Annotated in this window: 24 protein-coding genes and 1 riboswitch; of the genes, 12 read left to right on the top strand and 12 right to left on the bottom strand. The window is 62.7% G+C overall.

Going from position 1 to position 20,250, the window contains the following annotated elements; all coding sequences use genetic code 11:
• Positions 1-75: 75 nt before the first annotated feature.
• On the bottom strand, positions 76-684 hold the full coding sequence (locus tag KJP30_RS11465; RefSeq protein ID WP_218449381.1) for a 3'-5' exonuclease family protein: 609 nt from the start codon (positions 682-684) through the stop codon (positions 76-78).
• 131 nt (positions 685-815) lie between these two features.
• Here KJP30_RS11465 and KJP30_RS11460 point away from each other — a divergent pair, with 131 nt between their 5' ends.
• The 3 genes from KJP30_RS11460 (at position 816) to KJP30_RS11450 (ending at position 4,602) form a co-directional block, all read left to right on the top strand.
• Entirely contained in the window at positions 816-1,502 is a 687-nt protein-coding gene (locus tag KJP30_RS11460; RefSeq protein ID WP_218449380.1) for a cupin domain-containing protein, read from the top strand.
• Positions 1,503-1,603: 101 nt separating this feature from the next.
• Entirely contained in the window at positions 1,604-2,494 is an 891-nt protein-coding gene (locus KJP30_RS11455) for a DMT family transporter (RefSeq protein WP_218449377.1), read from the top strand.
• A gap of 104 nt (positions 2,495-2,598) precedes the next feature.
• Positions 2,599-4,602 (top strand): methyl-accepting chemotaxis protein, encoded by a 2,004-nt coding sequence (locus KJP30_RS11450; protein ID WP_218449375.1) that lies wholly within the window; start codon positions 2,599-2,601, stop codon positions 4,600-4,602.
• 10 nt (positions 4,603-4,612) lie between these two features.
• Here the strand turns inward: KJP30_RS11450 and aroC are convergent, their stop codons facing one another.
• Together aroC and KJP30_RS11440 are read right to left on the bottom strand one after the other, a co-directional pair.
• A complete protein-coding gene (gene aroC, locus KJP30_RS11445) occupies positions 4,613-5,716 on the bottom strand; it encodes a chorismate synthase (protein WP_218449371.1) in 1,104 nt (367 codons plus the stop codon).
• 55 nt (positions 5,717-5,771) lie between these two features.
• Complete coding sequence (locus tag KJP30_RS11440; protein WP_218449367.1) at positions 5,772-5,918, bottom strand: hypothetical protein; 147 nt, start codon at positions 5,916-5,918, stop codon at positions 5,772-5,774.
• Positions 5,919-6,063: 145 nt separating this feature from the next.
• Positions 6,064-6,175, top strand: a riboswitch (TPP riboswitch).
• 44 nt (positions 6,176-6,219) lie between these two features.
• On the opposite strand from KJP30_RS11440, the gene thiB reads away from it, so the two are divergent.
• The 3 genes from thiB to KJP30_RS11425 are packed head-to-tail and all read left to right on the top strand — an operon-like array spanning position 6,220 to position 9,390.
• Positions 6,220-7,206, top strand: coding sequence for a thiamine ABC transporter substrate binding subunit (gene thiB / locus KJP30_RS11435; protein WP_218449366.1), 987 nt, complete (start codon positions 6,220-6,222; stop codon positions 7,204-7,206).
• A complete protein-coding gene (locus KJP30_RS11430; RefSeq protein WP_218449365.1) occupies positions 7,182-8,699 on the top strand; it encodes a thiamine/thiamine pyrophosphate ABC transporter permease ThiP in 1,518 nt (505 codons plus the stop codon). The genes thiB and KJP30_RS11430 overlap by 25 nt, the downstream gene beginning before the upstream one ends.
• On the top strand, positions 8,686-9,390 hold the full coding sequence (locus KJP30_RS11425; protein ID WP_218449364.1) for a thiamine ABC transporter ATP-binding protein: 705 nt from the start codon (positions 8,686-8,688) through the stop codon (positions 9,388-9,390). The genes KJP30_RS11430 and KJP30_RS11425 overlap by 14 nt, the downstream gene beginning before the upstream one ends.
• Positions 9,391-9,471: 81 nt before the next feature.
• Here the strand turns inward: KJP30_RS11425 and KJP30_RS11420 are convergent, their stop codons facing one another.
• The 3 genes from KJP30_RS11420 to petA are packed head-to-tail and all read right to left on the bottom strand — an operon-like array spanning position 9,472 to position 12,224.
• Positions 9,472-10,248, bottom strand: coding sequence for a cytochrome c1 (locus tag KJP30_RS11420; RefSeq protein WP_218449361.1), 777 nt, complete (start codon positions 10,246-10,248; stop codon positions 9,472-9,474).
• A gap of 20 nt (positions 10,249-10,268) precedes the next feature.
• Positions 10,269-11,615, bottom strand: a complete 1,347-nt coding sequence (gene petB, locus KJP30_RS11415; RefSeq protein ID WP_218449360.1) for a cytochrome b — start codon at positions 11,613-11,615, stop codon at positions 10,269-10,271.
• 12 nt (positions 11,616-11,627) lie between these two features.
• A complete protein-coding gene (gene petA / locus KJP30_RS11410; RefSeq protein ID WP_218449357.1) occupies positions 11,628-12,224 on the bottom strand; it encodes a ubiquinol-cytochrome c reductase iron-sulfur subunit in 597 nt (198 codons plus the stop codon).
• A 224-nt stretch (positions 12,225-12,448) separates the two neighbouring features.
• On the opposite strand from petA, the gene KJP30_RS11405 reads away from it, so the two are divergent.
• Positions 12,449-13,102 (top strand): outer membrane protein, encoded by a 654-nt coding sequence (locus KJP30_RS11405; protein ID WP_218449356.1) that lies wholly within the window; start codon positions 12,449-12,451, stop codon positions 13,100-13,102.
• A 73-nt stretch (positions 13,103-13,175) separates the two neighbouring features.
• Here the strand turns inward: KJP30_RS11405 and KJP30_RS11400 are convergent, their stop codons facing one another.
• The 3 genes from KJP30_RS11400 to KJP30_RS11390 all read right to left on the bottom strand — a co-directional run bounded on the left by KJP30_RS11400 (position 13,176) and on the right by KJP30_RS11390 (position 15,645).
• Positions 13,176-13,781 carry a glutathione S-transferase gene (locus KJP30_RS11400; protein WP_218449355.1) on the bottom strand — a complete coding sequence of 202 codons (606 nt, stop codon included), beginning with the start codon at positions 13,779-13,781 and terminating at the stop codon, positions 13,176-13,178.
• A gap of 223 nt (positions 13,782-14,004) precedes the next feature.
• Complete coding sequence (locus KJP30_RS11395; protein ID WP_218449354.1) at positions 14,005-14,928, bottom strand: tyrosine recombinase XerC; 924 nt, start codon at positions 14,926-14,928, stop codon at positions 14,005-14,007.
• A 9-nt stretch (positions 14,929-14,937) separates the two neighbouring features.
• Positions 14,938-15,645, bottom strand: a complete 708-nt coding sequence (locus KJP30_RS11390; protein WP_218449353.1) for a DUF484 family protein — start codon at positions 15,643-15,645, stop codon at positions 14,938-14,940.
• Positions 15,646-15,832: 187 nt separating this feature from the next.
• Here KJP30_RS11390 and KJP30_RS11385 point away from each other — a divergent pair, with 187 nt between their 5' ends.
• Positions 15,833-16,150, top strand: a complete 318-nt coding sequence (locus tag KJP30_RS11385) for an antibiotic biosynthesis monooxygenase family protein (protein WP_218449352.1) — start codon at positions 15,833-15,835, stop codon at positions 16,148-16,150.
• A gap of 6 nt (positions 16,151-16,156) precedes the next feature.
• On the opposite strand, the gene KJP30_RS11380 is transcribed toward KJP30_RS11385, so the two are convergent.
• Positions 16,157-16,846 carry a response regulator transcription factor gene (locus tag KJP30_RS11380; protein WP_218449350.1) on the bottom strand — a complete coding sequence of 230 codons (690 nt, stop codon included), beginning with the start codon at positions 16,844-16,846 and terminating at the stop codon, positions 16,157-16,159.
• A 246-nt stretch (positions 16,847-17,092) separates the two neighbouring features.
• On the opposite strand from KJP30_RS11380, the gene KJP30_RS11375 reads away from it, so the two are divergent.
• Entirely contained in the window at positions 17,093-17,506 is a 414-nt protein-coding gene (locus KJP30_RS11375; protein WP_218449348.1) for a universal stress protein, read from the top strand.
• 16 nt (positions 17,507-17,522) lie between these two features.
• Here the strand turns inward: KJP30_RS11375 and KJP30_RS11370 are convergent, their stop codons facing one another.
• The gene (locus KJP30_RS11370; protein ID WP_246594470.1) at positions 17,523-17,930 is read right to left on the bottom strand and encodes a hypothetical protein; all 408 of its coding nucleotides are present in this window, start codon (positions 17,928-17,930) and stop codon (positions 17,523-17,525) included.
• Positions 17,931-18,049: 119 nt separating this feature from the next.
• On the opposite strand from KJP30_RS11370, the gene KJP30_RS11365 reads away from it, so the two are divergent.
• On the top strand, positions 18,050-18,475 hold the full coding sequence (locus KJP30_RS11365) for a thioredoxin domain-containing protein (protein ID WP_218449346.1): 426 nt from the start codon (positions 18,050-18,052) through the stop codon (positions 18,473-18,475).
• Between the two features lie 71 nt (positions 18,476-18,546).
• On the opposite strand, the gene KJP30_RS11360 is transcribed toward KJP30_RS11365, so the two are convergent.
• Positions 18,547-19,065 carry a hypothetical protein gene (locus tag KJP30_RS11360; protein ID WP_218449344.1) on the bottom strand — a complete coding sequence of 173 codons (519 nt, stop codon included), beginning with the start codon at positions 19,063-19,065 and terminating at the stop codon, positions 18,547-18,549.
• Between the two features lie 238 nt (positions 19,066-19,303).
• Between KJP30_RS11360 and KJP30_RS11355 the strand changes: the two genes are divergently transcribed.
• Together KJP30_RS11355 and KJP30_RS11350 are read left to right on the top strand one after the other, a co-directional pair.
• Positions 19,304-19,561 (top strand): TFIIB-type zinc ribbon-containing protein, encoded by a 258-nt coding sequence (locus KJP30_RS11355; RefSeq protein WP_218449343.1) that lies wholly within the window; start codon positions 19,304-19,306, stop codon positions 19,559-19,561.
• Positions 19,562-19,621: 60 nt separating this feature from the next.
• Positions 19,622-20,221, top strand: a complete 600-nt coding sequence (locus KJP30_RS11350) for a rhodanese-like domain-containing protein (protein WP_218449341.1) — start codon at positions 19,622-19,624, stop codon at positions 20,219-20,221.
• Positions 20,222-20,250 lie beyond the last annotated feature (29 nt).

Genomic DNA, 20,250 nt, shown 5'->3' with positions numbered 1-20,250 from the left:
GCCGATGCCGCGCACTAGCCCGCGGCACGAACTGGCCCCGCTTGCCCGTTGGCAGGCGGGGCATTTTTGATGGGATCAGGCAAAATCGGCTTGGGTCAGCGCGCCTTGGCGCAAAAAATGTTGCAGTACGTAGGTCACCGACAGGGCGTCATCCAAAGCATCATGACCACGCAACGGCGGATGTTCGATTTTGAAATGGTCGGCCAGTTTGTCACTTCGCGTGCGTTTGAGATCGTCGTAGGGCATTCCGGCCTTCAGCAGCAGGTCGCAGGCATTGCCGAATTGCCGGGCCGGGAGCGGGGGCGTCAGGCCTTCGACATAACAGCTTATCGCAACCATGTTGAATTCATCCTTGCCCCAGGACCACAGCTTGCGCCCCTCGGCAAAATCCTCGACACGGCGCAAAGCCTGTTCCAGCGGAATACCTTCGGCGGCGATATGGTCTGGCGTGATCCCTGTCAGCCGGGTGAAGAACGGGTCCAGATGCCACGGCGCTCCGTGGCGGTTCCGCGGAGCCACGTATAGCCGGATGGTGTCGAGCAGCGGGAAATCCCCGGCCAGTCCCAGCTTGGCAATACCGATCTGGGCCACCACCGGATCGGGGTCACGCGGACCGCACCAGAAACGCGAGGGCGACCCTTCGGCGGTCAGGAACTCGCAGTCGAAAACTAGGGCAAAAGACATCACGGCCACTCCACTGTACAACCCTGCGTGAACTAGCGGCGCAGGACTGGCAGACAAACCGCGTGATCTGCATATGTATAGCCCGTAGCGCCCCGCCGGCGCCCGATTGATCCGCGACTCTGGAGGGATGGATGAAACTGAACGCCGATTTTTCGAAACGTGTCGTGATCCGCCCCGAGGACTATGAGTGGCGCGCTTCCCCCGCCAATGGTGTCGAACGCATGATGCTGGACCGGATCGGGGATGAAGTTGCGCGGGCGACGACGATTGTGCGCTTTGCCCCCAACAGCCAGTTCGACGCGCATACCCACGGTGGCGGCGAAGAGTTCCTTGTGCTGGAGGGCGTTTTTTCCGATGAACACGCGGACTACGCGGCGGGTACTTATGTACGGAACCCCATCGGCACGGCCCATCGCCCGCACATCGGTCCCGAAGGGGCGACGATCCTGGTCAAGCTGTGCCAGTTCGCAGAGGATGACACCGAGCAAAAGGTGATCGACACCCGCAGGGCAGAGTTTGCCCCCGGCAAGACGGAGGGAGTGCAGGAACTGTTGCTGCATGACGTTCCGGGCGAACGCGTGCGCATGGTTCGCTTTCAACCCGGCGCAACTCTGGATGGGACAGGTCATGGAACGCCGGAAGAGATCTTTGTGGTTGCGGGCTCGCTGACGGATGAAAACGGAACCTATCCGGCGGGCACATGGCTGCGCAGTCCGACCGGCTCTGGCAACCGGATCCGCAGCGAAGGTGGGTGTCTGATTTACATCAAGACCCGGCATCTGGAGTCGCTGATCAAACCCGCGCAGGTCGCCGAATAAAAGCATCGCGGCAATGCGCTGTGTGCATGGCTGCCAATCGCCGGAGCAAAGCCGCGCGTGAGGGCTTTCCCAACGTCAGGAAAGCCCCTACCCATATGGCCATGGATATTCGTGCGATTTTGATGGGCCTCGCCTTTGCGGTCATGTGGTCCTCGGCCTTCACCTCTGCCCGTATCATCGTTGCTGCGGCGCCGCCCCTGTCTGCGTTGGCGTTGCGCTTTCTGATCTCCGGGCTGCTGGCGGTCGTGATCGCCCGGGCCATGGGCCAGACTTGGCGGCTGACCCGTAATCAATGGCGGGCGACAATCGTCTTTGGCATCTGTCAGAATGCGCTGTATCTGGGCCTGAACTTCGTCGCCATGCAGACAATCGAGGCTTCTCTGGCTGCGATCATCGCCTCGACCATGCCTTTGCTGGTGGCGCTGGCGGGGTGGCTGTTTCTGGGTGATACGCTGCGCAAACAGGCGGTGTTCGGCCTTTTGGCGGGTATTGCCGGGGTGGCGATCATCATGGGCGCACGGTTCGGCGGCGGGCTGGACCTTTACGGTGTGGGGCTTTGCGTGATCGGGGTGCTGGCGCTGACCGTGGCAACCCTGTCGCTGCACGGCGCAACGTCGGGGGGCAATTTCATGATGGTGGTGGGGCTACAGATGCTGGTGGGCAGCGCGGTGCTTTGGGTGCCGGCACTGGCGCTGGAAACGGTACAGGTCGAATGGTCCGCCTCTCTGATCTCGGCCTTCCTGTACACCACTCTGGTGCCCGGTCTGGCGGCGACCTTTGTCTGGGTGCTGCTGGTTGACCGGATCGGCGCGGTGCGCGCGGCGACATTCCACTTTCTCAACCCGTTCCTTGGCGTTGCCATCGCGGCGGCCTTTCTGGGCGAGTCTCTGCGGCCGCTGGACATGCTGGGCGTTGCGGTGATTGCGGCAGGTATTCTTGCGGTGCAATTGGCCAAGATCCCGTCAGTTGAACGCAAAACTGCGAAGAATTGAATGTGAATTCCTGTCCGCCCGGAAAGTTTTGTTTACCGGGCTCCCGCTAAACCCTCTCTGATAGGCCGGGGGATTTGCCCCGCTGCCAAAGGCGAGGGTTTTTGATGGGTAGGTTTTCGATCCGTATTCAGGTCATGATGCTGGCGTCTGCCTTCATCGCCACGCTTCTGGTGCTGTCCGTGATCTCCTGGACGGTCAAATCGGAACTGACGGGCAAGCTGTACCATGCGTCTGACGTGTTCTCTCAAAGCAAGCTATTGGGCGAGCTCACGCAGAACATGCAGAACGCGGAAATGGCGTTGTTGCTGTTCGTCGCAGGGGATGATCCGCAGATCGACGTGATGCAGAATCAGATCGGGGCAATGTCGGATCGTTTTGCCGAGGTTCCGGCCAGTTTCGCGGATACGCGCGTCGCCGAAGCGCGCCGGGATGCAACCGTCACCCAGTTGGCAGAGATGGCGCAACGCCTGGGCGCGCTGGAGGATGAGTTCGATCACCTGTCTGGATTGGCGTTGTTCGACCGCAAGGCTTTTGCCTACAAAGCCATTTTGCCCGAGCTAGAGGAAATCCGGCTGGAGCTGTTTCAGGTCAGCGGTGAACTGGCCGCTGATGTTACCCGGCTTGAGGCTGACGCCACGAATACCGCCGCCGCCTCTGATATCAAGCAGTTGCTTGGCAATGGCATTGTCGTGGTCATCGCGCTGGTGCTGGCGTTTATCTTCGGGCGCTCGCTGTCCGCACCGATCCAGCGGGCGCGGGATTCCGTCGCCCGGTTGGCGGACAGGGACTATGCGGTCGATATCGCCGATACGGGACGGGCGGATGAGGTTGGCATGATCTCACGCAGCCTTGATGATCTGCGCGGCAAGCTTTTGGCGGCCGATGCCGCCGAAAAACGCGCAACCGAGGAAAACGGGCGGCGCGTGGATCTGTTCCAGACCCTCAGCGGCGCCATGAGCCGGTTGCGCGGCGGCGATCTGCAAAGCCGGATGGAAGAGGGGGAGTGGCGCGATCTGGGCGAAAGCTATGTCACGCTTTGCGCTGACTTCAATAACCTTGCCGGGGCGTTGGAGGATCTCGTCGGTTCACTGAGGCAAAGCGCGGATGCGGTGACAGGCAACGCCAATGAACTGTCTTCCATGTCTGACGAGATGTCGCGCCGGTCCGAGGTGCAGGCCGCCACGCTGGAGGAATCCGCGGCGGCGCTGGACCAACTCTCTGCCAGTGTGAAGACAGCTTCGGACCGGGCGTCCGAAGTGGATGCAAAGGTGGGTGAAGGACGCCGCCGGGCCGAACAGGGCGGCGACGTGATGGCACGGGCCTTGCAGGCCATGGGGTCGATTGCGAAATCCTCCGAACAGATTGCACAGATCATCACCGTGATCGACGATATTGCCTTTCAGACCAATCTGCTGGCGCTGAACGCGGGGGTCGAGGCCGCGCGCGCCGGGGAATCCGGCAAGGGCTTTTCCGTCGTGGCCTCCGAGGTTCGCAGCCTCGCGCAGCGCGCGTCGGAATCGGCCAGTGAGATCAAGGAACTGGTTCTGAACAGCACCCAGCAGGTGGAAGACGGCGAAAAGCTGGTGCAGGAAACCAGCGAGACGCTGACCCATATCGTCGAAAGCGTCAGCGAAGTGTCCGAGATGGTTTCGGATATCGCCGCGTCGGCGAAGGATCAGGCCAGCGGCGTTCAGGAAATCAACGTCGGTGTTGGCGAACTGGACAAGGTGACCCAGCAGAACGCCGCGATGGTCAGTCAGACCAATGCCGCCAGCCAGCAACTGAGGGTAGAGGCCACGCGCCTGTCGGATGTGCTCGCACGCTTTGCTGCGCAGGAAACTGCGGTGCAGGGCGTCGATGACTGGCAACCTCCTGCACGCGCGACAGATACCGACACTTCGTATGTAGGGGAGGACCCCGCCGCGGAGTTTGACGCTGCCCTGCCGGATATGGAAACGCTGGTTCATGGCAGCTGGGATGCCGAGGAACTTCAGCCCGTTCAGGCCACGATCGATGAAGAGGACCCGGATTATGGCGTGCCCGTGCAGTCGCCACAGCCTGCCTTCAAGCAGGCCGTGGGGGACGCAGGACAGTGGAAGGATTTCTGACGCGCAGGTCTCAGCCGCCGATCCGCCCGCCAGCGTCGCCCACCTGTCCGCGGTGCAGCAAAAGGTGATCAAGCAGAACGCAGGCCATCATCGCCTCGCCCACCGGAACGGCACGGATACCGACGCAGGGGTCATGACGCCCCTTTGTCACGATCTCGGTCTCTTCTCCCGTCAGGGTAATGGTCTTGCGCGGGGTCAGGATTGACGAGGTCGGTTTGACGGCGAAACGCACGACGATCTCTTGCCCTGTCGAAATGCCGCCCAGAATGCCACCGGCGTGGTTCGAGGAATAGACCGGCCCATCCTCGCCCATATAGATCTCATCCGCATTCTGGCTGCCGGTCAGCGCGGCCGAGGCCATACCTTCGCCAATTTCCACGCCTTTGACGGCGTTGATCGACATCATCGCTGCGGCAAGATCGGTGTCCAGCTTGCCGTAGATCGGCGCGCCCAGACCGGCGGGCGCGCGGCGCGCCACCACCTCGACGACTGCGCCTACGCTCTCACCTGACTTGCGCAGATCGTCCAGGTAGATGGCCCAATCCTCTGCCGCCTTGGCGTCCGGGCACCAGAACGGGTTTGCATCGATTTGCGCGTCGTCAAACCGGGCCCGGTCAATCGCATGGGTGCCCATCTGCACCATGTAACCGCGAATCTCGATCCCCGGAGCAAGCGCCGACAGCGCCGCCCGCGCAAGACCGCCCGCCGCGACGCGCGCCGCGGTTTCGCGCGCAGAGGACCGCCCGCCGCCGCGATAGTCGCGCAGGCCGTATTTCTGGAAATAGGTGATGTCCGCATGGCCGGGGCGGAATTTCTGCGCGATCTCGGAGTAGTCCTTGGACCGCTGATCGGTGTTCTCGATCATGAGCTGAACCGAGGTCCCGGTGGTGCGGCCGTCGAACACGCCGGACAGGATCCGCACCGCATCGGGTTCACGCCGTTGCGTCGTGAACTTGTTCTGGCCGGGCTTGCGCTTGTCCAGCCAGTGCTGCAACTGCGCCTCGTCGATCTCGACCCCCGGGGGGACGCCATCGACCGTGGCGCCAAGCGCCGGTCCGTGGCTTTCGCCCCAGGTGGTCACACGGAAGAGATGTCCGAACGTGTTCAGGCTCATGGCGGGTTCCCCTCGTTTCCGGGCGGGATACGCAAGCCGGGGACCAATGCCAAGACTATTCGAGAAGATCGCGCCGCTGACGGGCAAAATCGCCCACCGCGCTGGTCGCACGGTCTACGGCAATAACGATGAAAGTGGAAAGCCAGAGGGGCATCTCGAAGGCCGCCAGCCAGCCGAAGAAAAGATAGATGAGCCAGATCACTACCAGCTCGAGACATAAAATCAGTACACGCGTTCCCCCAAGGGCGCCTCCTTTCTCCTGAATTATCGGGATGGCAAAGACTTACCATAACATATGCGAAAAATCACGGTTTTTCTTGATGTTCCTACCTGTCGCCGCTAGGTTCCGCCTCACCTCGGGGTGGCGGCGCACAAGCCGTCTGAGATGTCCGTTTGCCGGACGAACCCGTTGAACCTGAACCGGTTAACACCGGCGGAGGGAAGGTAGGGACCGGACACCGGGACTCCAATCTTGCCCTTGCGCCGCAATATTGGAGGACTTCATGAAGTCACTGACCTTCACTGTTGCCGCGGGATGCCTGAGCGCCAGCATGGCCTTGGCGGACACCCCCGTTCTGACAGTCTATGCGCCTGATTACTTCGTTTCGGAATGGGGCCCGGGCCCCAAGATCGAGGAACTGTTCGAGGCACGCTGCGCCTGCGATCTTCAATTCAAACCCGGCGATCTCTTGCCGCGCATCCTGTTGGAGGGCGCTCGGACCGAAGCGGACGTGGTCATCGGCTTGAACACGGATGTGACCAAAAAAGCGCGCGAATCCGGCCTTTTCGCCGAACACGGGGTGGATTTCTCGGCGCTGACGCTGCCGATCGAATGGACGGATGAGGTTTTCGTGCCGTTCAACTATGGCCACACGGCTTTTGTCTATGACACGACCCGGGTCGACACTGCCCCGCAGAGCTTTGAGGCGCTGCTGAATGCACCCGACGACCTGCGGCTGGTGATTCAGGATCCGCGGTCGTCGATTTCGGGGCTGGCCCTGGTGCTGTGGGTGCAAGCGGTCTATGGCGACAAGGCCGAAGAGGCGTGGACCAAACTGGCGCCCAAGATCCTGACCGTCACGAAGGGCTGGTCGGAATCCTACGGGCTGTTCACCGATGGCGAAGCCGACATGGTGCTGAGCTACACGACCTCGCCCGCCTACCACATCATCGCCGAAGGGGATGAGACCAAGAAGGCGGCGATCTTTCCCGAAGGCCACTATTTCATGGTGGAGCTGGCCGCCAAGCTGGCCGGGACGGACCAGCCCGAGCTTGCCGACCAGTTCATGCAGTTCATCTTGTCTGAGGATTTTCAGGGCATGATCGCCACCGGCAACTGGTCGTTCCCGGCAGCTTTGCCCGAAGATCAGTGGCCGGCGGGTTTCCAGCAATTGGACATGCCGGAAAAGGTGCTTTTCTACTCCGAGGATGAGGCGGCAGCGCTGCGCGGCGAGGCGATCGAGGCATGGCGTCGCGCGCTGTCGCAATAAGCGCCGCACTGGTCCTGGCGTTCCTGACGCTGGGGCCGGTCGCCGTCGTTCTGACCCGGGCCGGGGGCTTTGGCGCGCTTGGCCCGGGGGACTGGCAGGCATTGCGTTTTACGCTGTGGCAGGCGTTCCTGTCGGCCAGTGTCAGCGTGGTTCTTGCCCTTCCGGTGGCAAAGGCGCTGGCCCGTCGGCGGTTTGCGGGGCGGGCGCTGTTGGTGACCCTGCTCGGCGCGCCGTTCATTTTGCCCGTGATCGTCGCGGTCATGGGGTTGATCGCGGTCTTTGGTCAGTCCGGCCTGGTCAACGCGGCGCTTCGGGTGCTGGGGGCGCCAACACTGGACATCTACGGGTTGCACGGCGTCGTCCTTGCCCATGTTTTTTTCAACCTTCCGCTTGCGGTCAGGATGCTGTTTTCGGCCTGGGTCACGGTGCCTGCGGAACATTTCCGCCTGTCCGCCTCGCTGGGCTTGTCGTGGCGCGCGCGTTGGTTGGTGATCGAATGGCCATTGATTGCCCGGGTGCTGCCCGGAGCCTTCACCGTGATCTTTGTCATCTGCCTGACAAGCTTTGCCGTGGCCCTGACCCTTGGCGGCGGGCCGCGCGCGACCACCGTTGAACTGGCCATCTACCAGGCGATGCGTTTCGATTTCGATCTGGGGCGTGCGTCCTCTCTGGCGGTGTTGCAGCTTGTCTTGGCGCTTGCGGCGGGCGTGGTGGCCGTGCGCGTTTCGGCCAAGGCCGGGTTTGGCGTTGGCCGGGATCGCAGGGTGCCGCGCTGGGACGGGCAGGGGCGTTTGGCGCGGATCTGGGATGTGGTTTGGATCATGGCCGCGGCGCTGTTCCTTATCGTGCCCTTGTTGGCCGTCATTCTGCGCGGAATGCCCGGCCTGCTGCTGATCTCACCGGACACGCTGCGTGCAGCGGGGCATTCTCTGTTGCTGGCTCTGGGGTCGACGGCGTTGTGTATGGCATGGGCCTTGCCCTTGGCGACGCGGCGCGGAGAGCTTCTGGCACTGCCCGCCATCGCGATTTCGCCGCTTGTGCTGGGCACCGGCTTGTTCCTGATCCTGCGTCCGTTCGTGAATCCGTTTGACATGGCGCTGCCGGTGACTGGCGTGGTCAATGCGCTGATGGCGTTGCCCTTCGCGCTGCGTATCCTGCGCCCCGAGGCAGAGGCCGTATCACGCGATTATGGCCGGCTTGCTTCCAGCCTGCGGCTGACGCGGCTGGCATGGCTGCGTCTGGTCTGGATCCCGCGCCTGCGGCGCCCGATGGGGTTTGCTGCCGGCTTGACCGCCGCGCTGGCGATGGGGGATCTGGGCGTGATCGCGCTGTTCGCCGATCCTGACCGGGCGACGCTACCCTTGCAGGTCTATCGTTTGATGGGATCCTACCAGATGGAAGCCGCCGCCGGAGCGGCATTGCTGTTGCTTGGACTGAGCCTTGGCCTGTTCTGGCTGTTTGACAGGGGAGGGCGGGCAAATGCTGCGGCTTGAAGCCATGAAGGTTGCCATGGACAGTGGCCCGCTAAGCGCGGACCTTGGATTTGCGCCCGGTCGACGTGTTGCGCTGGTCGGGCCGTCGGGGGCGGGGAAATCCACCTTGTTGGACGCAATTGCCGGATTTCGCCCGATCCTGTCGGGGCGGATTTCGTGGCAGGGGCGTGACCTGACGGCCTCGCTTCCCGAAAAGAGACCGATCTCTATTCTCTTTCAGGACAGCAACCTGTTCCCGCATCTGACGCTGGAGCGCAACCTTGGGCTGGCTCTGCGTCCCGATGGGCGGCGCCCGGACGCCGAAATGCGTGAACGCATAGGCGGAGCGTTGGCCCGCGTGGGGCTTGACGGGATGTCTGACCGTAAACCCGGTACGCTTTCGGGTGGCCAGCAGGGTCGCGCCGCCTTGGCGCGTGTCCTTCTGATGGCGCGCCCGGTGATCCTGCTGGACGAACCTTTCGCGGCTCTTGGCCCGGCGCTCAAGCGCGAGATGCTGACGCTGGTGCGCGAGGTCGGAGAGAGCCTGGCCGCGCTGGTGGTCATGGTTACACATGACCCCCGCGATGCCGAGGATTGGGCGCAAGAGGTTGTTTTGGTGGCGGATGGCCGGGTCGACGCGCCGATACCGGTCGAGCGGTTCTTTGGTGATCCGCCAGAGGCGTTTCGCGCATATATCGGAATGCCGGGTTGATCGTGACCCACAATGAACCGGCGTCAAAAAACGAAAGCCCCGCCAGTTTGGCGGGGCTTTGCTTTTTCAGGCTGCCGTGGCTCAGGCCGTCGGCTTGCGCTTGATCGGTGCCCAGAGCCGCTTGTTCACAAGGTACAGCAGCACCGAGAGAACCACGAGGAAGAACACGCCGATAAAGCCTGCTTCCTTGCGCTGCATCATCTTGGGTTCCGCCGTCCACATCAGGAAGGCCGCGACGTCAGCCGCCGTGTGATGCAGGTCGGTCGAGTGGCCATCGTCGAATTCGACGTCGTCACCGTAAAGCGGCGGAGCCATCGAAATCCAACCGCCGGGAAAGGCGTGGTTTTCGTACAGGATGGCGCCTGCTTCTTCTTTTTCCTCGCCGGTGTAACCGTCCAGCAGCGATGCGATGTATTCCGCGCCGCCCATACCTTTGAACAGCTGGTTGATCCCAAGACCGAAGGGGCCGTGGAACCCTGCGCGTGCCTTTGCCATCATCGACAGGTCGGGCGCGCCGGCCGCGGTGTTGGCCGGGAAGTGGTCGGTCGGCTTGGCGGGGCGGAAGTCTTCGAGTTCTTCGTCGTAGACTTCGAAGTTGGCCGCGTAGGCGATGACCTGCTCTTCGGAGTAACCCAGTTGTTCGAGGTCACGCAGCGGGACGTATTGCAGCCCGTGACATGCCGAGCAGACTTCGGTGTAGACCTTGAGGCCACGCTGAAGCTGGTTCTGGTCCCAGGTGCCGAAGGGCCCCTCGAACGAGAACTGGAAGTCCTCGACGTGGGCCTCGCCGCCGGCGGCATGTGCGCCGCCGGCCAGACCGAAGGCCACGAGGGCCGCGAGGGTGAGTTTCTTGAACATCTCTAACGGTCCTTCTTGTCTTATTCCGCCGGGGTCGCGGCGCCGGCGCCCTTGGCGTCAGCTTTCGGCGGGTAATGCGCGTCGAAGTCGGCCTCGATGGTGTCGGGCTGCGCCAGCGGCTTTTCGACCACGCCCAGCAGCGGCAGGATCACCAGGAAATAGGCAAACCAGTAGGCCGAGGCGATCAGCGAGAGGCTGGCGAAGGGTTCTTCGGCGGGCATTGCACCAAGCCACATCAGGGCGAAGAAGTCGAAGACCAGCAGCCAGAACCACCACTTGAACATGGGGCGGTAACGGCCCGAACGCACCGACGAGGTGTCCAGCCAGGGCGCCAGGGCCATGACCAGGATCGCGCCGAACATCGCCAGAACACCAAAGAACTTGGCGTCGATGATGCCGCCGGTCACGAAGGATGCCAGCTGCACCAGCCAGACGTCCGAAGTGAAGGCGCGCAGGATCGCGTAGAACGGTAGGAAGTACCATTCCGGGACGATGTGCGCGGGCGTCACCAGCGGGTTGGCTTCGATGTAGTTGTCGGGATGGCCGAGGTAGTTCGGCATAAAGCCGACGATGGCAAAGAAGATCGCCAGAATCACGGCCAGCGCCAGCAGGTCCTTGATCACGTAGTAGGGCCAGAACGGAACGGTGTCCTTCTCGGCTTCGGCCTTGGAGCCGCGACGCACTTCGACACCGGTGGGGTTGTTGTTGCCCGTGGTGTGGAAGGCCCAGATGTGCACGGCCACAAGCGCGGCAATGACCATCGGCAGCAGGTAGTGAAGCGAGAAGAAGCGGTTCAGCGTGGCATTGTCCACGGCGGGTCCGCCCAGCAGCCATGTCTGGATCGGCTCACCGATGAACGGGATGGCGCCAAAGAGGCCGGTGATCACGGTCGCGCCCCAGAAGGACATCTGACCCCAGGGCAGAACGTAGCCCATGAAAGCGGTGCCCATCATGCAGAGGTAGATCAGCATGCCGATGATCCACGTCACTTCACGCGGGGCCTTGTACGACCCGTAGTAGAGGCCGCGGAAGATGTGCGCGTAGACCGCTACAAAGAACAGCGAGGCACCGTTCATATGCAGGTAGCGGATAAAGTGGCCGCCGTTCACGTTGCGCATGATGTGTTCGATCGAGGCGAACGCCAGATCGACATGCGGCGTGTAATGCATCACCAGGATAACTCCGGTCACGATCTGCAGCACAAGGCAGAACGTCAGAATGATACCCCAGACCCACATCCAGTTCAGGTTCTTGGGCGTGGGGATCATGATGGTGTCATAGAGCAGGCCGACAATCGGAAGGCGGCTATGCAGCCACTTTTCCACGCCGGTCTTGGGCTCGTAATGGTCGTGCGGGATTCCAGCCATGTCTTGTGCTCCTTAACCCAGCAGGATGGTGCTGTCGTCGACCCAAGCGGCCGGGGGGACAGGAAGGTTGCGCGGTGCCGGACCCTTGCGGATACGACCGGCGAGGTCGTAGTGCGAGCCGTGGCAGGGGCAGAACCAGCCGCCGAACTCGCCTGCGTTGCCCAGCGGCACACAGCCGAGGTGCGTGCAGACGCCCATCTGGACGACCCATGCCTCTGCGGGCTGACCTTCGGGCGAGGGCAGGGTGCGGTTGGCGTCGGTCGCCGGTGCGCCCGAATCGATGTTGGCGTTGTTGGCCAGCGGATCGACCAGAGCCGGAGCGGACCCGTCCTCGATCGCGACGTCCTGTGCCTTGGCTTCGGCGATCTCGTCCTCGGTCCGGTGACGGATGAACACCGGCTTGCCCAGCCACTTGACCGTCAGCTGCGTGCCCGGGGCAACGCCCGAGACATCTACCCGGATGGTGGACAGCGCGCGCACGTCCGCCGAGGGGTTCATCTGGTTGACAAGCGGCCAGACGGCAGCGCCGGTCGTGACGACCCCGGCGCCGGCGGCGGCGTAGTAGAGGAAATCCCTTCGGGTGCCTTCGTGGTCTTCTGCGTGGGACACGAGGTTCGCTCCATTTCTGTGGGGCCGTCGGCCCGCGGTAAAACCCATGGTTTCCGGAGGCTCGAAAGACTCCGGACCCCGCTCAGGCACGCTATCTATCCGGGACCCCATGACGGGTAAAGGATGCAAAAGGCTCACACTCCACGCTCGCGCGCATCTGTCGCGGTTGAAACACCGTTCCCGCGATGATTATGTCCCGGCGAGCAATTCTTGGGGGCGGCACCATGCGTCGACTGATTCTTTCCCTTGGCATCCTGATCGGCCTCGCAGCGCCCGCCGCAGCCGAGATGGAACTGTCGATCTACTCGGGTTGGCAAACCCTGCCGCACAGCCGCATTTCGGGCGACCTGCCCAATGGCGGCGGCAGCTATGACCAGCTTGTCGGTTGGGAAGGCAAGCCGTTTTCTGCCCCTCCGTATTATGGTGCCCGCGCGACATGGTGGCGGAGCGAGACATTGGGTTTCGGTGTCGAATACACGCACACCAAAGCCTATGCCGATGACAAGGCCCGGGCGGCTCTTGGCTTTTCGCGACTCGAGTTCACGGACGGCCATAACGTGATCACCGCAAACGTCATGCGCCGCTGGAAGGAACAGTGGGGCAAGATCACCCCTTATGTCGGCGGCGGTATCGGTTTCGCCTTTCCGCATGTGGATGCGGATCACGCCAGCGGATCGCGGACCTATGGCTATCAGGTGACCGGCCCGGCCGTGCGCCTGACCGCAGGCGCCAGCTATCCGATCAATGATCGCTTTTCGGTCTTTGGCGAATACCAGTTCACCTATTCGACCAACGAAGGCACCTTTGACGATGGCGGCACCTTCAAGACCGACATCAAGACCAACGCGCTGAACATCGGCGTGTCGCTGCATTTCTGATCTGGATTGGCCCGGGGCGAACCGGGGTCCGATCACAAGCAAAAGGGCGGACATTGGTCCGCCCTTTGTCGTTTCAGCCCGACGGCGTGGTGGCGATCATAGACTCGCGTTTTGCGAAATCGGCGTACCAGTCGGACAGCGCATCCCGCCCGGTGCGCCACGAGCGCGCCTCGTGCCGAAAATCGAGATAGCCAAGGGCGCAGCCGACAGCCAGATGCCCCATGTCCAGACGGCCGTGCAGATGGCTCATCCAACGGGTGCCAAGCGCATCAAGCGCGCGGGAGACCTTGGCCCACTGTCCCTCGATCCAATCCATCGAGACCTTTTCGGCAGGCCGAAATCGTTCTTCGTAGATGATCAGAACGGCGGCTTCCATGATCGCATCGCCGGTCGCCTCGAGCGTCAGCGTGTCCCAGATCCGGTTTTCCGGATAAAGCCCGGCCTGCGCGCGGGCGTCGAGAAAGCGGCAGATCACGCGGCTGTCATACAAGGTGGGCCCATCGTCGCGCATCAACGCAGGAATCTTGCCCAGCGGATTGGCCGAAATCAGCGCCGGGTCCGGGGTCATGGGCGAGGCGGTCACACCGACCATCTCGACGTCGTCAAGCTGACCGGTTTCGTGCAGGGTGACCTTGACTTTGCGCACAAAGGGCGAGGCGGGCGATTGAAGAAGCTGCATGGCGTCCTTTCGGAAGTGTGAAACCGCTTCAGGCTCACCAAAGCAAAAGCTTCGGATCCACCTTCACTTGACCCCTGCATGGCAGAGCCGCCCCCTCCGCTCAAGCAAAATAGCCGTCTCCCCATTTCATGGGGCCCCTCGGCGATTTCGCTTGCCCGGCGGCGTCGTCACTGCCTTTGGGGGCGCAAGCGACGGCGGCTCCGAAGCAAAGCAGAGGTGGCGGTCAGGCCTTTGGGTGGGTTGCCTCGTAGACTTTCATCAGGTGTACCTCGTCGACTGCGGTATAGGCCTGCGTTGTCGAGAGCGAAGCGTGGCCCAGCAATTCCTGAATCGCGCGCAGGTCGCCGCCGGCGGCCAGAAGGTGGGTGGCAAAGCTGTGGCGCATGGCGTGCGGCGTGGCGCTGGCGGGCAGGCCAAGCTGCATACGCGCCTTTTCCGTCACCTTGGAAACGATCCGAGGGTTCAGTGGCCCGCCACGGGCGCCCCGGAACAGCGCATGGTCGGGTTCGACCGGGTAGGGGCAGAGGCGCAGGTAGGTGTCGACAGCGCGGCTGGCGACGGGCAGCACCGGAACGACGCGTTCCTTGCCGCCTTTGCCGAGGATGCGCAGGGCGGATCCGAAGGGCAGGTCGCGCCCTTTCAATCCCAGGGCCTCGGAGATCCGCAGCCCGCAGCCGTAGAGCAGCGTTACGACCGCCGCATCGCGGGCGCCTTGCCAACTGTCGGTGGATTGCATCTCGACCGTGTCGATCATCGCCCGCGCCGCGTCTTCGGTCAGTGGGCGGGGCAGTTTCTTTTGGAACTTGGGCGCGCGGGCGGACAGGACGGCGGTTGGTTCAAAACCTTCCCGCCGCGAGAGCCAGCGGTAGAAATTCTTGACCGCCGAGAGTTTGCGCGCGATCGAGCGTGATCCGACATCCTGCCGCCGCAGATGCGCCATCCAGGAGCGCATGTCCGTGGTGCTGACCTTGGAGAGCGGCGCAAGCCCCTGAGGTTCGGCGTGATGCGCCGTCAGGAAGGCGATAAAGTCCAGCACATCGGTGCGATAGGCGTGCAGCGTGTTGTCGGCTGCGCCATCGAGCGCCTTGCAGGACTCCAGCCAGTTGGCCAAAGCGTCGCGGGCGGCGGGAGAGATATCGAGGCTCATGGGCCGGCCTTACGCCAGCCAGCGCCGCATCGCCCTTTCAAAGACGCCGCCGAAGAAGGCCAGCAGGTCGGTGCCCTGTTGCGGCGTGAACTGGTGCGGATCCTCGGATCCCATGAGCAGCAGGCCGGGCAGGCGGCCGGCACCGAAGTCCAGCCGCAGGCAGGCCTCGGACCGGATGTAATCGGCGCGCTCGCCAAAGATAGCCTCGTTTCCTTGCTGAAGCTGGCGCAGGACAACCGGGCGCAACGGCGCCTCGCGGCCTTGACCGACGTAGCTTTCGACAAAACCGGGTTCCGCGACCGACAGCACGTCACCAAGGCGGTTGACGACGGGGTCGTCTTCTTCCTGGGCGGTTTCCAGAACGAGCCGGATGTAATCGACGCGCAGGATCTGCGCCACTTCACCGCCGAGGTCATGCAGGAAGGTTTCGAAATCCACCGGGTCCAGCATCCGCAGAACGGCGCGGTGGATCTGATTGGTGCCGGCGAGGTTTTCATAAGCGGCGGCGATCACGCTGCGATGCGTGTCCTCCAACCGGTCCAGCCGTGCCTCCAGCCGTTCCATGGCGATGCCACGCAGGTCGATGATATTACCGCCCATGGCCCGTTCATTGGCGGCGATGAGGGCCTGCATCAGGTCCTTGTCGTCGAGGATGATGTCGGGACGCGAAATGATCGAGTCGCGGATGGACTCCTCGATACGCTGGGTGCTGTTCATGGGCCTGTTATCCTGCTCGTGCTGCGCTTGGGCGCTTGTTTTGTCACGGAATGCAAAGTGTGTCGCCCGTCGCGCCTGTTCGTGTCAAGGAAATCCGCCCCTTCTGGCGGGTGTCTGTGGGGCAACGCGCGGGTTTGGCCACGGTCCGAATCCGTGCAACACTTCGGAACACAAGGAGGAGTCGCCCATGCCAACCATCACCGTGACCTCTGATGCCCAGACCGTCATCACCACGTTTGAAACCAGCCCGGGCCAGTGTCAGGATCTGCTGGATGCGCTGCAATCGGCCTATGCCGAATTTATCTCGAAACAGCCCGGTTTCATTGCGGCCGCGTTGCATGTGAACGATGCCCAGACGCGGATTGCCAACTATTCGCAATGGCAGAAACGCGACGATTTCCTTGCCATGCTGCGATCGCCGGAGATGCGCAAGCGCAACCGGGATCTGAACGCCCTGTGCCGGAGTTTCGAACCGGTGCTGTATGACGTTGCGGCCACTTTCTAGGTCCGGTCAGGCGGCAATCGCTGCGTCTAGGCAGGCCGCCGTGAAACGGTATCCCGACCCGCGGACGGTTTCGATGTCGACGGCCCCTTCGGTCACCTCAAGGCAGGCCCGCAGGTTGCAGACATAGACATCGAAAACGCGCGGATCGGGTTCATCTTCCAGCCCGTAGATATGGCCGAGGAGGGCCGCACGGCTGACAAGGCGACCGGGGCGCAGCGCAATATATTCCAAAAGCTCGTACAGCTTGGGGCTGAGCTTGACCGGGCAGTCGTTCAGATAGGCCTTGCGACGTTGAAGGTTGACGGCCAGCGGGCCGTAGCGCAGCACCGGTTGAGACATGCCATGCGCGCGGCGGGCGATGGCGGCAAGAACCATCACGGCCTCTTCGGGGGGCACGGAGGCGTCCAGAACCGTGTCCGCGCCGCTGTCCAGCCAGCGCACGATGTCGCCATGCGAGGGGTCGCGGCTCATCAATACGATGGGCAATTCGGGGTGAAGGCGGCGCAGATGTGTCAGCGACAGGCCCGGACGGTCCAGATCCGACGCGTCGAGGACCAAAAGATCCGCTTCGGTGGTTTGCAGGAATTGGGGAATGTCTTCGGGCCGGTCCGTTCGGGTCAGCAGAACTCCGGCGGTGGCAAGCTCGCTGGCAAGTGCCATGAGGGGCCAACTGGTTTCGGCGATCAGGTAACGCATGGTGCAAACTCCTTGCCATCCTGCGGGCGTTCGCCATGCGGCGCGCCACTGGGCATGTCCGGCGCCGTCGATCCGTTCTGTGATCGGGTGTGGGGCCTGTTTGCGGTGCGTTCTGACACCGGTTGATGTTGTATTCGGACATTGTGTTTGGATTGTGGCATCTGCGTGGCGGCCGATGGGCACATGACCTGTGTCAAGGTGGTCGGGCGGGCAAGCGGTCACTCTGTCTGGACAGGAGGATCCACCATGTACAAGAACATTCTCGTGCCGATTGCCTTTGACGAAAACAGCGACGCGCGCATCGGCATGGCCACGTCCGCTGCCCGCAAACTGGCTGACGACGGGGCGCGCATCACCTTTCTGCATGTGCTGGAACAGGTGCCGGGGTATGTCGCCAGTTATTTGCCGGCGGATTATACCGCTCAGGCCCGCAAGGCGATTGAGGACGAAATCTCGGATATCGCAGCGGCGGTTCCGGGCGGTGTGGGGCAGGTCATCTCGGGCCATTCGGGGCGCACGATTCTGGATTGGGCCGGCGACAATTCCGTGGACCTGATCGTGATCGCCTCGCACCGTCCGGGGATGCAGGATTACCTCTTGGGATCGACGGCGGCGCAGGTGGTGCGCCACGCGCAATGTTCAGTGCATGTCCTGCGCTGACCGTGCCTGAGACGGCCTAGACAGCCGGACCGGGGCGGCAGGTGCGGAACGCCGCGACCGGTTCGCTGGCACCGGTCAAATTGATCGGTGCCTCCAGCGTTCCAATCACGGCCAAGGCGGTCCGGTTGAACTGCAACCCGTTCAACACGTTTCCGAAACCGGTGTCGGTGACGGTCAGGGTCTCGCCGTCGATCACGTGCCGAGTGGTCGAGATCGCAGGGCCCTGTGGCAAGAACCGGAGGCTGAACACCGGGCCATCCGGCCACCCGCCCCGTCGCGTCAGTCGGATCGCGTAAAGCGCGCCGTCATAGGTGACCTCTACCCGCAAGGGCGCTTCATTGACCACGGTGCAGACAGGCACGGGGGAAAACTCCCACGCGTGCAGCGGCGTCGAGGCCAGCAACAGGATCGGAAACAGGCGCATAGCGCAGCAGATAGCGCGACGGGCCCGTCCGGCCAGCGCCGTGGTTTTCGGGCGTGAGTCTTGATTGGCGTGATGCAGGTTCGCATATGGAATGGTGAATGTGAATCGGAGGAAATGAGATGGCGGGCAAAAAGCTGACCTGTCTCGACTGTGGGCAGGTCAACCGTGTGCCGGTAGAGAAACTGGGCGCGGGCCCGAAATGCGGCACCTGCGGCGCGGCCCTGATGCCCGGCAAGGCGGTCGAAGTGGACGCGGCCACGCTGGCCAAGGCGGCGCGCAATGACGAAGTGCCACTGATTGTGGATTTCTGGGCACCGTGGTGCGGCCCCTGCCGCATGATGGCACCAGAGTTCGGCAAGGCGGCGTCGACGCTTGGGCAAGAGGCGCGACTTGTCAAACTCAACACCGAAAGCTTTCCGCAAGCCGGTGCGCAGCACGGCATCCGGGGGATTCCGACGATGGTTTCCTTTGCCGGTGGCCGCGAGCGAAAACGCCAGTCCGGCGCGATGCCAGCCGGTCAGATCGTTGGTTGGGTGCGCGGCTGATCCCTAACAAAACAAGGCGGCGCCGGTCTGGCGCCGCTGCTGTTCAGAACCGTGCGCACGCGCGCCTGCGGTCAGAACGGATCCTGTGAACTGACGATCGTGTCCCAGCAATCGAACAGCGCGTCGATGGCCCGCGACGAACCGCTAAGCGAAAAGGTCGCCTGACGCTGTTGGTCTTCGTTATAGACGTAGACGGTGTTGCCCCGCTTGAGCTGAACAAGGAACTTCGCCGCTTTTTCGGCATCGGTCATGCTAAGCGCAATGCCGGTGCCGTCGCCGCTGCCATCCATGGTCCAGCGGTCACGATCCACATCGACGATAAAGCGGACGCTGCGCGGCTCCAGATCCCAGCGGGGATCGAAGATGAACAGGGCAAAAGCCTCGTTCTGGTAGGCGACCAGATTGAACTTTTGCGCGCTGCCATTTTCCACCCCGGCGCTGCACCAATAACTGTCACTGCTCTGGCTGTAGGTCACATCGACCTGCCATTGGCCGTGCCGCATCAGTGTGCGCGTGTCGTATTCCTGCGCCGAAAGCATGGCGGGCAAGAGCGAGATGAGGAAGGCGAACATCAATCCGAAGCGTATCATGCGGGAATCCTAGCCCATTCATTTTTCTGCGTCATCTCTCCGCCTTGCTGCGCGGGATCTTTTTCACAGCCATTGTTGCGGCGAAGCCGGTCCGCCCCAGAGATAGATGATGTTCCTTTGCCGGGCAGGTCCGGAAATCCCGCCTAACCCGCGCTTTCCTGCCGGGGGGCCGATGTTGCGCTGGGAATGCGGTGGATGGCTCCCTATCTGCTACCTGAACAAGGAGAGGAGAGCGCGCATGAAGTGCCCTGTCGACGGAAGCGAGTTGGTGATCGCCGAACGTACGGGGATCGAGATTGACTACTGCCCGAAATGCCGGGGTGTCTGGCTGGATCGCGGCGAACTGGACAAGATCATCGAACGCAGCCTGCCGCAGGCGGCTCCGCCGCACGCTGCTGAAAGCTATCGACCGGAAAAGCGCCGGGACGATGACGATGGCCACTACCGCAAGAAAAAGCGCCGCGGTTTCCTGGAAGACCTGTTCGATTTCGACTGACCCTTTTTCGCGGCCGCGCTAGGCTTTGATCAGCGTATTGGCAACGCGTTTGGAGGACAGATGAAACCGCTGGCATATGCAGCCTTCGGGCTGATGCTCGCCGCGCCCCTGTGGGCCGAAGAGGTCAATATCACGCGAGGCATGGCCGAGGTGGCCGTGCCAACGCCGTCGGGTGGAGAGGTGACGATCTCGCGCGTGCAGGACACGGATGCAGTGATCGAAGGAGAGTTTGCGCGCATCGCGCGGCCCTGTCCCAGCTTCTGCATTCAACCTGTATCGCCCGCCGAAGGGGTGCGAGCCATAGGTGAGCTGGAGGTTCTGGCCGCGTTGCAGGACCCGGCAATCATGGTCATCGACAGCCGTGTGCGTCCGGATTGGCAGACGGGAACGATTCCCGGCTCGGTCAGCATCCCTTACACCGAAATGGTCGACCGGCTTGGTGAACTGGGCTGCGAAGTGGATTTCGAAGGCTATGAATGCGCCCCCGAGAGTGTCCGCGAGGTTGTTCTTTTCTGCAACGGCCCATGGTGCGGCCAGTCGCCTACGGCAATCCGGCGCATGATCGAGGCAGGCTATCCTGCCGCCAAGATCAGCTATTATCGCTGGGGTATGCAGGGCTGGCGCATGCTGGGTCTGACCGTGGCGGGCGGCGAGAGTTAAGCCCGACCTTGGTTGCAAAAGGGGCGTTA

It is taken from the genome of Antarctobacter sediminis (assembly GCF_019218285.1).
Taxonomy (GTDB): domain Bacteria; phylum Pseudomonadota; class Alphaproteobacteria; order Rhodobacterales; family Rhodobacteraceae; genus Antarctobacter; species Antarctobacter sediminis.
The sequence above is the reverse complement of the archived record's forward strand: the minus strand, read 5'-3'. Positions and strand labels throughout refer to the sequence as shown.